Origin of the sequence: Vibrio sp. V38_P2S17PM301 (genome assembly GCF_009904845.1) — a bacterium.
Taxonomy (GTDB): Bacteria; Pseudomonadota; Gammaproteobacteria; order Enterobacterales; family Vibrionaceae; genus Vibrio; species Vibrio proteolyticus.
Window position 1 is genome coordinate 1 of sequence record NZ_WXWO01000005.1, and the last position, 9,232, is coordinate 9,232.

The 9,232-nt window shown below is 49.9% G+C and carries 8 protein-coding genes, 1 tRNA gene and 3 rRNA genes; 5 read left to right on the forward strand and 7 right to left on the reverse strand.

The annotated features are described in order from the left end of the window. Nucleotides 1-159: 159 nt before the first annotated feature. The 3 genes from CAG64_RS01900 to CAG64_RS01910 form a co-directional block, all read right to left on the reverse strand. The gene (locus CAG64_RS01900) at nt 160-1,206 is read right to left on the reverse strand and encodes an MJ1255/VC2487 family glycosyltransferase (RefSeq protein WP_161488840.1); all 1,047 of its coding nucleotides are present in this window, start codon (nt 1,204-1,206) and stop codon (nt 160-162) included. A gap of 3 nt (nt 1,207-1,209) precedes the next feature. Next, on the reverse strand, nt 1,210-1,737 hold the full coding sequence (locus tag CAG64_RS01905; protein WP_021706890.1) for a phosphatase PAP2 family protein: 528 nt from the start codon (nt 1,735-1,737) through the stop codon (nt 1,210-1,212). 101 nt (nt 1,738-1,838) lie between these two features. Further along, complete coding sequence (locus tag CAG64_RS01910; protein WP_161454305.1) at nt 1,839-2,510, reverse strand: TetR/AcrR family transcriptional regulator; 672 nt, start codon at nt 2,508-2,510, stop codon at nt 1,839-1,841. Nucleotides 2,511-2,910: 400 nt separating this feature from the next. Between CAG64_RS01910 and leuA the strand changes: the two genes are divergently transcribed. The 5 genes from leuA (at nt 2,911) to CAG64_RS01935 (ending at nt 8,581) form a co-directional block, all read left to right on the forward strand. Beyond that, nucleotides 2,911-4,458 carry a 2-isopropylmalate synthase gene (gene leuA / locus CAG64_RS01915; protein ID WP_021706888.1) on the forward strand — a complete coding sequence of 516 codons (1,548 nt, stop codon included), beginning with the start codon at nt 2,911-2,913 and terminating at the stop codon, nt 4,456-4,458. A 59-nt stretch (nt 4,459-4,517) separates the two neighbouring features. Further along, complete coding sequence (gene leuB, locus CAG64_RS01920; RefSeq protein ID WP_021706887.1) at nt 4,518-5,609, forward strand: 3-isopropylmalate dehydrogenase; 1,092 nt, start codon at nt 4,518-4,520, stop codon at nt 5,607-5,609. Nucleotides 5,610-5,672: 63 nt separating this feature from the next. Then, on the forward strand, nt 5,673-7,073 hold the full coding sequence (leuC, locus tag CAG64_RS01925) for a 3-isopropylmalate dehydratase large subunit (RefSeq protein WP_161453319.1): 1,401 nt from the start codon (nt 5,673-5,675) through the stop codon (nt 7,071-7,073). An 11-nt stretch (nt 7,074-7,084) separates the two neighbouring features. Beyond that, nucleotides 7,085-7,687 carry a 3-isopropylmalate dehydratase small subunit gene (leuD, locus tag CAG64_RS01930; protein ID WP_161453320.1) on the forward strand — a complete coding sequence of 201 codons (603 nt, stop codon included), beginning with the start codon at nt 7,085-7,087 and terminating at the stop codon, nt 7,685-7,687. A 111-nt stretch (nt 7,688-7,798) separates the two neighbouring features. Then, entirely contained in the window at nt 7,799-8,581 is a 783-nt protein-coding gene (locus CAG64_RS01935; RefSeq protein ID WP_161488839.1) for a DUF547 domain-containing protein, read from the forward strand. 53 nt (nt 8,582-8,634) lie between these two features. Here CAG64_RS01935 and rrf (CAG64_RS01940) read toward each other — a convergent pair. The 4 genes from rrf (CAG64_RS01940) to CAG64_RS01955 all read right to left on the reverse strand — a co-directional run. Beyond that, nucleotides 8,635-8,750 (reverse strand): 5S ribosomal RNA (gene rrf / locus CAG64_RS01940). A gap of 29 nt (nt 8,751-8,779) precedes the next feature. Next, nucleotides 8,780-8,855: transfer RNA gene (locus CAG64_RS01945), tRNA-Thr, on the reverse strand. Between the two features lie 65 nt (nt 8,856-8,920). Further along, nucleotides 8,921-9,036 (reverse strand): 5S ribosomal RNA (gene rrf / locus CAG64_RS01950). 94 nt (nt 9,037-9,130) lie between these two features. Continuing rightward, nucleotides 9,131-9,232: ribosomal RNA gene (locus CAG64_RS01955) — 23S ribosomal RNA — on the reverse strand; the annotation flags it as partial.

The following is a 9,232-nucleotide window of genomic DNA, read 5'->3' on the forward strand; positions in this document are numbered from 1 at the left end:
ATCAACAATATAATCTTTTTATAAAAAAGCATAAAAGGGCTTTTTTAGCCCTTTCATAATTTTCTAATGATTTTATCAGTGACAAAGCTGAGCGTTTTTTACCCATTGACACGTTGAATACGTCAATAGGTACAGCAAAAGGCAGGATCAATATCGGCGTTACAGATTGATAACATAACTGGGAAAATCGACTTTTTCCCATAACGCGTGACTGAGCGACGCCGGATCAGACAAATCACCACCAACCAGCCAGTCAGCAATCGCCCCGGCCACATCCGGGTACGACACGCTTTCTGCTTCTTTCTCATCCAGCCAACTGCGCACGGCAGAGGCGTCTAAGAAATCCATCGAGCTCGCTAATCCAAGGTTTTCCAGTGTGGCGACGTTGCTCTGCTGTTCAAACTGACCAGCCAGCGGTTTGAGCAGCAGTTTCTTACCCAAGGTCAACGCCTCGGAAGGCAACTCAAATCCGCCATTGGCGATCACACCCGAGCAACGCTGCAGGTGATGTTGAAAACCCTGATGGCACAGCGGACGTAGCGTAACGTTTTCCAGATCTTGCAAGCCTGTCACCGCTGGATGGAAGCAGACAAAACGCTGATTGCCGAAACGAAACAAAAGTTCACAAATATCATCTACCGATTCAAATGGCAGATAAACCAGCACATACTGCTCTAGGCGCGCTTTCTCACCCAAGGTGTGGACAATTGGCGGCAGCAACGGCTGATCAAAATGGTACCAGTGCAAACCGATATGCTGATCACACGGCGCAAAATGCTCAATCACCCGCTTATCCAGCCAGGAGGCTCCTTTCAGCGGCACCGGGTAGCGAAATGCATTCTGATGGCTGATACCGATGCAGGTGACCTTCTGCTTTTTTGCCGCCCAGGCTGAGATAGGCTCAAAATCATTCAGCACCAGATCGTAGCGGCTGAGATCCAATGCTGCGATTTCCTTGTTTAGCTGGATCAGGCTGTTATTCAGCCCGGTTTTCCAGTAATTCACCCGGCCTTTTTCTGTCACGAACGTCATCCCCCGCCGGGTCTGATAGTCCCCAAAGTCGTCCATGGAAAAGTATTTGTCCGACGCACGGCCGGAGAAGAGAAAATCTACCTCAAGATCACGCTGCTTCAGCGCTTTGCTCATAGCTCTGGCCCGAGCAATATGCCCATTTCCGGTTCCCTGAACACCGTACAAGATTTTCAATCGTTAGCCTCCAACAACTGAGATGGCGAAAGTGGCACTGCCCACTCCCAATAACATACCGATCAGCACATCGCTGATGAAATGCACCCCGAGTAGAATACGGGCCGCACCAATGGCGGCCGCCCACAACAGGGCAAAGCTGTGCAGATCCGGGTAAAAGTGACCAATTAAAGTAGCCATCAGGAAGGCGGCGGCCGTGTGGCCTGATGGCAGGCTATAGCGGTCAGAAGGGGTAATAAAAGACACCACTAAGTCAGAAAACTCGTCCGGTCGACGGCGCTTAAAACTGTTTTTGGTTAGCCAATAGATAGGCAGTTCAAGTGCGAAGGCACTCAGTCCAGCGGCCAGAAACATCGCTCCGGTAGGGCCATCCAGCCACCAAGCCAACAACCCAATCACAAGATACAGATGGCCATCCCCGGTGTGCGAAATGGCTTTACTCATTTGGGCAACCTGTTGGTTGAATCTGTGTTGAAGACAAAACAGAGAAAATGCCAGGTCAAGTTTGGCAATCGGTTCGATAGCTCTCATCTTGTTGCTCCTGCAAACCTTCCACTCATTGTTGAAAAGATGTTAGGAGCCCCAAGTGACAGAAACATGAAGATTGTTTGGAGATATGGTGACAAACCAGCTCAGCCGCTGGCATTACTATCCGAAGTGGTGAGAAACCCGCTGGTCATCAGACGAATATTGTGTTCAAACAAGCGATCGAGAAACTCGTCACTGAGTTCGACTCCATGTAGTGCCAGCATCGACGGGGGCGCCATAAACGGAAACACCATCAGGCTGATGTATGAAATCCGACACAGCTTGGGATCCATATCCGGCCGAATCACCTGCTCTTGCACCAGACGATCAAAAATGACGTCTTGCATCGGCTTACTGATGTCCATAAACACTTTTTCCATCAGCTTTCTTTGTGTGTCGGACGGTGGCATGTTCATCAGTTGCATGACCAGACGCGGAAACTGAGGCACTTTAACCATTTCCCGGTAATAGGTACGCATAATGTCGATAAAATGCCCACGTGAAGCATGTTTGATCAGGGTATTGAGCTTTTGTTGCACTGGCGCGAGCGTCTCGCGCAACATAGTCTCGAACAAGCCTTCTTTATTGCCGAAATAATAGCTGATCATCGCGCTGTTCACACCAGCTCGCTGAGCAATCAAACGGGTAGAAACCTTGTCATACGCCATCACGGTAAATAACTCCCGGGCATGATGGATCAAGTGTTCACGTGCGTGAGTTTGATTACTCGGCCGGCCCACTCTGCGTGCCTTTTCTGACCGTGTTGTCTGTTGCATAGATGATCTCGACAATTAATCATTGATTAATTGTAGGCCAGTTACCCTGCTCCTTAACAGGTTTATTATTCATCATAATAAGTGACTCTGGTTAAAATCAGTCCAAACGATGAATTTGCCCCTGGATTAGGCACCGGCGAATAAAAAAGCAATTTTAGGGTTGACGCGCTCCATTGAGTGCGGTACTAATTTGTTAACTTAATTCTGTGGAACGCTTAACAACATGACAGCACGTTTTTCTCTCTTGCTTAGCCTCCTCCTTATCGTGACCAGATCGCGCGGGTAGGCTGTGGAAGAAAAATAACCTCACAGAATGATACTAGACCCGCACGCAGATGCGGGTTTTTTTATACCTAAATACCGGAAGTAAAACGATTACTCATCGCAAAAGGAAGCAAACATGAACGATCAGGTCATAATCTTCGACACCACGTTACGTGATGGCGAACAAGCGTTGTCAGCAAGCTTGACGGTTAAAGAGAAACTGCAGATTGCGTATGCGCTTGAAAGGCTCGGCGTTGATGTGATCGAAGCAGGCTTCCCTATCTCTTCACCGGGTGATTTCGAGTCCGTACAAACTATCGCTAAAAACATTAAAAACAGCCGAGTTTGTGCCCTTTCGCGTGCCGTTGCGAAAGACATCGATGCCGCCGCCGAAGCGCTCAAAGTGGCGGACCAGTTCCGTATCCACACCTTTTTGGCCACCTCAACCATCCATGTCAAAGACAAACTGCGCCGCAGCTATGATGACGTGGTAGAAATGGCGGTTAACGCCGTCAAACATGCGCGTAAATATACCGATGATGTCGAGTTCTCGTGCGAAGATGCCGGTCGTACTCCGATTGACAATTTGTGCCGCATGGTTGAGGCCGCAATCAACGCAGGCGCGACCACAGTTAACATCCCAGACACCGTGGGCTACACCGTGCCAAGCGAATTTGGTGGCATCATCCAGACCCTGTTCAACCGCGTGCCAAACATTGATAAAGCGGTGATTTCCGTCCATTGCCATGACGACTTAGGAATGTCGGTCGCCAACTCGATTGCCGCGGTGCAGGCCGGCGCACGTCAGATAGAAGGCACCATCAACGGTATTGGTGAGCGCGCTGGTAACTGTTCGCTGGAAGAGATCGCGATGATCATCAAAACCCGCCAAGAGTTCTTAGGCGTACACACCGGCATCAAACACGAAGAGATCCACCGTACCAGTAAGTTGGTCAGCCAACTGTGCAACATGCCGATCCAGAGCAACAAAGCCATCGTCGGTGCCAACGCCTTCAGTCACTCGTCCGGTATTCACCAAGATGGCATGTTGAAGAACAAAAACACGTACGAAATCATGACACCGGAGTCCATCGGCCTGAAGAACCAGGCGTTGAATCTGACCAGTCGCAGCGGCCGTGCTGCAGTGAAAAGTCATATGGATGCCATGGGTTATAAAGAAGAAGAGTATAATCTGAACGCACTGTACGAAGATTTCCTGAAGCTGGCCGATCGCAAGGGCCAAGTGTTCGACTACGATCTGGAAGCCTTAATGCACTTCTCAAACCTGCGTGAAGAAGACGACTTCTACAAACTGAACTACCTGAGTGTGCAGTCCGGCAGCGTGATGGCAACGACCAGCATCAAACTGCTGTGTGGTGATGAAGAAAAATGCGAGGCAGCCGTCGGTAATGGTCCGGTCGATGCGTTATACCAGTGTATTTACCGCGTGACTGGGTACGATATCGTGCTGGACAAGTTTGACCTGACCGCCAAAGGGGAAGGGGAAGATGGTTTGGGGCAGGCGGACATCATTGCCAATTATAAAGGCCGTAAGTATCACGGCACTGGCGTCTCGACCGATATCGTCGAAGCGTCTGGCCAGGCGCTGCTGCATGTGATCAACAGCATTCACCGTGCGGATCAAGTGGCTGAAATTAAACAAAAACGCATCACAACAGTATAAAACGCTTCCGGAGGGAAATCGTACCTCCGGGGTCAGATAATGAACAAGAAAGGACAAACATGACAGACAAACATTACAAAATCGCCGTATTACCCGGAGATGGGATCGGCCCGGAAGTGATGGCACAGGCAAACAAAGTACTGGATGCGATTGAAAAGAAGCACTCAATCACCTTCGAGCGTGAGCAGCATGACGTAGGCGGCATCGCAATCGATAATCACGGTTGTCCGTTGCCTGAAAGCACCATCAGCGCGTGTGAAGAAGCAGATGCCGTACTGTTCGGCTCGGTGGGAGGCCCGAAATGGGAACACCTGCCACCGAATGATCAACCTGAACGCGGTGCCCTGCTGCCACTACGCAAACACTTCCAGCTATTTTGTAACCTACGCCCAGCTCAAATCCACACTGGTCTGGAAGCCTTTTCTCCTTTGCGCGCTGATATTTCTGAGCGTGGTTTTGATATTGTCGTGGTTCGTGAGTTGACGGGCGGTATCTATTTTGGCCAGCCTAAGGGCCGTGAAGGCGAAGGCGCGACCGAAAAAGCATTTGATACTGAGATCTACCACCGTTTCGAGATCGAACGCATCGCCAAAATTGCATTTGAATCGGCACGTCTGCGCAATAAGAAAGTGTGTTCCATTGACAAAGCGAACGTGCTGCAAAGCTCGATCCTGTGGCGAGAAGTGGTGGAAGAGATCGCCAAAGATTACCCGGATGTCGAGCTTTCCCATATGTACATCGATAACGCCACCATGCAGTTGATCAAAGATCCGGCGCAGTTTGACGTCATGCTGTGTTCAAATATCTTCGGCGACATCATCTCAGACGAATGTGCCATGATTACCGGATCGATGGGTATGCTACCGTCAGCAAGTCTGAATGAGAGCAAGTTCGGCCTGTATGAACCAGCAGGCGGCAGCGCACCGGATATTGCAGGTAAGAACATCGCCAACCCAGTGGCACAGATTCTGTCGGCAGCGTTGATGCTACGTTACAGCCTGGGTGAGGAAGCGGCGGCGCAGGATATTGAAACAGCGGTATCTCAGGCCCTATCTGCCGGTGAGCTAACGGCCGATCTGGCCGGTGACCATCCGGCACTGTCGACCTCCGCCATGGGCGATACCATCGCCAGTTACATTTTAAACTCATAACAAGAATATCGTTGTCTGAGACCGAGCTTTACGCACGGCTCAGGCACGCAGGAAGCAAACACAATGGGCAAAACTCTGTATGAAAAAGTCTACGACGCGCATGTGGCCGTAGCCGCCGAAGGCGAAAACCCAATTCTGTATATCGACCGTCATCTGGTGCATGAAGTCACTTCACCACAAGCGTTTGATGGCTTGCGTGAGAAAGGCCGACCGGTTCGTCAGGTTGGCAAAACGTTCGCGACCATGGATCACAACGTATCCACGACCACCAAAGACATCAATGCGTCAGGTGAGATGGCGCGCATTCAGATGGAAACGCTGAAAAAGAACTGTGAAGAGTTCGGCGTCACTCTGTACGATATCAACCACAAATATCAGGGAATCGTCCACGTGATGGGGCCGGAGCTGGGCATTACCCTGCCGGGAATGACCATCGTATGTGGTGACTCTCACACCGCCACCCACGGTGCATTTGGCTCATTGGCGTTTGGTATCGGAACCTCCGAAGTGGAACACGTCCTGGCCACTCAAACGTTGAAGCAAGCGCGTGCTAAAACCATGAAAATTGACGTGCAGGGTAAAGTTGCACCAGGCATAACAGCCAAAGATATCGTGCTGGCCATCATCGGTAAAACCACCGCTGCAGGCGGAACAGGCTATGTGGTCGAATTCTGCGGTGAAGCAATCACCGACCTGACAATGGAAGGCCGTATGACGGTGTGTAACATGGCGATCGAATTAGGCGCTAAAGCGGGTCTAATCGCACCAGATGAAACCACCTTCGAGTACATCAAAGGGCGTAAGTTCGCCCCCACCGGAGCTAACTGGGAAGCGGCCGTTGAATACTGGAAAACATTCAGTACCGACGATGATGCAGAGTTTGATGCGGTGGTGACACTCAATGCTGCCGACATTAAGCCTCAGGTCACTTGGGGAACTAACCCGGGTCAAGTGATTGCCGTTGATGAGCCAATCCCGGCACCAGAAAGTTTCTCCGATCCAGTCGAACGCGCTTCTGCGCAGAAAGCCTTGGCTTACATGGGACTGGAAGCGGGCAAATCGCTGTCTGACTATAAAGTGGATAAAGTCTTCGTTGGCTCTTGCACCAACTCGCGTATCGAAGACATGCGCGCGGCGGCAGCCATAGCGAAAGGCAAACAAGTTGCTGCTCACGTTCAGGCATTGATTGTCCCAGGCTCAGAACAAGTCAAAGCGCAGGCGGAAGCTGAAGGTTTGGACGTGATATTTAAGGAAGCGGGGTTTGAATGGCGCTTACCAGGCTGTTCTATGTGTCTGGCAATGAACAACGACCGTTTAGGTCCCGGGGAGCGCTGCGCGTCAACCTCAAACCGTAACTTTGAAGGTCGTCAGGGCCGAGATGGCCGCACCCATCTGGTCAGCCCTGCTATGGCAGCAGCCGCTGCGATTGCTGGCCACTTCGTTGATATTCGTGAGTTGGACTAAGGAGAGAACAGATGTCAGGTTTTAAACAACATACAGGATTAGTGGTTCCTCTGGATGCAGCAAACGTCGACACCGATGCGATCATTCCTAAACAGTTCTTGCAAAAGGTGTCTCGCTTAGGCTTTGGCAAGCACCTCTTCCACGACTGGCGCTTCTTGGATGATGCAGGCCAACAGCCAAATCCGGATTTCGTCATGAACCAGCCACGCTACCAGGGCGCCTCTATCTTGCTCGCGCGGGAAAACTTCGGCTGTGGCTCATCACGTGAACACGCCCCTTGGGCACTGGCCGATTATGGTATCAAAGCGATGATCGCCCCAAGTTTTGCGGATATTTTTTACGGCAACTCCATCAACAACCAAATGGTTCCTGTACGCCTAACCGAACAAGAAGTGGATGAAATCTTCCAGTTCGTTGAAACGAACGAAGGCGCTGAGATTGAGGTTGATTTGGAAGCCAACCTGGTGCGGGCTAATGGCAAAGAGTATTCATTTGAGATTGACGAGTTTCGCCGTCACTGCCTGTTAAACGGCTTAGACAACATAGGTCTGACCCTACAACACGAAGACAAAATTTCAAACTACGAGGCGAAGATCCCCGAATTCTTGCGCTGAGATTTACCTGAGCAAAGATCACAAAAGGTTGGCCATGAGCCAGCCTTTTTTATTGAAAGCAATTACGCTTGAAGTGGGTCTACTCTTCAAATCATTCATTTGGAATTTATTATGACGCGCTTGCTGACTTTACTCTTAACTGCCCTTTCTTTTTACAGCTATGCAGCCCCTAAAGCGGAACTGTGGCCATACTGGCAACAAAGTGACGAAAGCAGCACATTATCCATTTCACATCAGGCATGGCAGGAGCTTCTGGATCGGTATCTGGTGAAGGAAGGAGAGTTTACCTTGTTTACTTATCAACAGGTGAAACCCGCCGATCGCAAAAAACTCAATAGCTACCTGCGTATGCTGAGCAGTATTGACCCATTACGCTACTCCAAAGCTGAGCAGTATGCATATTGGGTTAATTTGTATAACGCGATGACCGTAGAACTGATCCTCGACAGCTATCCCGTCAGTTCCATCACTAAATTAGGTGGGCTATTCAGTTTCGGCCCATGGGATGAAGAGATCACGAAAATTAACGGTCACCCTCTGACACTGAATGACATTGAGCATCGTATTTTACGCCCTATCTGGAATGATCCGCGTACGCACTACGCCGTCAACTGTGCCAGCCTGGGTTGTCCGAATTTACAGCAACAAGCCTTCACCGCAGAGAACAGCGAAGCGCTATTACAAAAAGCAGCCCGCGAATTCATTAACAGTAGCAAAGGCGCCCAAAAATCGAACGGTACACTGGTGCTGTCTTCTATTTATGAATGGTTTAGCGAGGATTTTGGTGATCGGCAGCAGCTCTTAGAACATTTAGGTGCCTATCGTACTGAACTGCAACATTACGATGGGAAGATAAATTACGACTATGACTGGCAACTCAACGAGAACAAATAACGCTCCAATAGCAAAAAACCTCAGCCAAAGGCTGAGGTTTTTCAGTATTTAGAGCCTAGCGATGTCCTACTCTCACATGGGGAAACCCCACACTACCATCGGCGCTACTCTGTTTCACTTCTGAGTTCGGCATGGAATCAGGTGGGTCCAAAGCGCTATGGTCGCTAAGCAAATTGTGTTCTCATTAGAGAGAATAACTGGTGCTGATACCCAGACTCGAACTGGGGACCTCATCCTTACCAAGGATGCGCTCTACCACCTGAGCTATATCAGCACACAAAATTTTGTGTCGGTGGACTAAAAAAGCCCGTCATACAACGGGCTCTTTAAAATTTAAGAGCCTGGCGATGTCCTACTCTCACATGGGGAAACCCCACACTACCATCGGCGCTAATTCGTTTCACTGCTGAGTTCGGCATGGAATCAGGTGGGTCCAAATCGCTATGGTCGCCAAGCAAATTCTTAAAATTCGGAAAGCTGTTTTTTAATTCTCGTTTTTACACATTCAATGTTCTTTCATTGAGTCCATCAAAACCCCTTGGGTGTTGTATGGTTAAGCCTCACGGGCAATTAGTACAGGTTAGCTCAACGCCTCACAACGCTTACACACCCTGCCTATCAACGTTCTAGTCTCGAACAACCCTTCAGGAC

Bases quoted from the DNA above. Each gene is read 5' to 3' on its own strand.
- CAG64_RS01905 (WP_021706890.1), bottom strand. From the start codon at position 1,737: ATGAGAGCTATCGAACCGATTGCCAAACTTGACCTGGCATTTTCTCTG.
- leuC (WP_161453319.1), top strand. From the start codon at position 5,673: ATGGGCAAAACTCTGTATGAAAAAGTCTACGACGCGCATGTGGCCGTA.
- leuD (WP_161453320.1), top strand. From the start codon at position 7,085: ATGTCAGGTTTTAAACAACATACAGGATTAGTGGTTCCTCTGGATGCA.
- leuB (WP_021706887.1), top strand. From the start codon at position 4,518: ATGACAGACAAACATTACAAAATCGCCGTATTACCCGGAGATGGGATC.
- CAG64_RS01935 (WP_161488839.1), top strand. From the start codon at position 7,799: ATGACGCGCTTGCTGACTTTACTCTTAACTGCCCTTTCTTTTTACAGC.
- leuA (WP_021706888.1), top strand. From the start codon at position 2,911: ATGAACGATCAGGTCATAATCTTCGACACCACGTTACGTGATGGCGAA.
- CAG64_RS01910 (WP_161454305.1), bottom strand. From the start codon at position 2,510: ATGCAACAGACAACACGGTCAGAAAAGGCACGCAGAGTGGGCCGGCCG.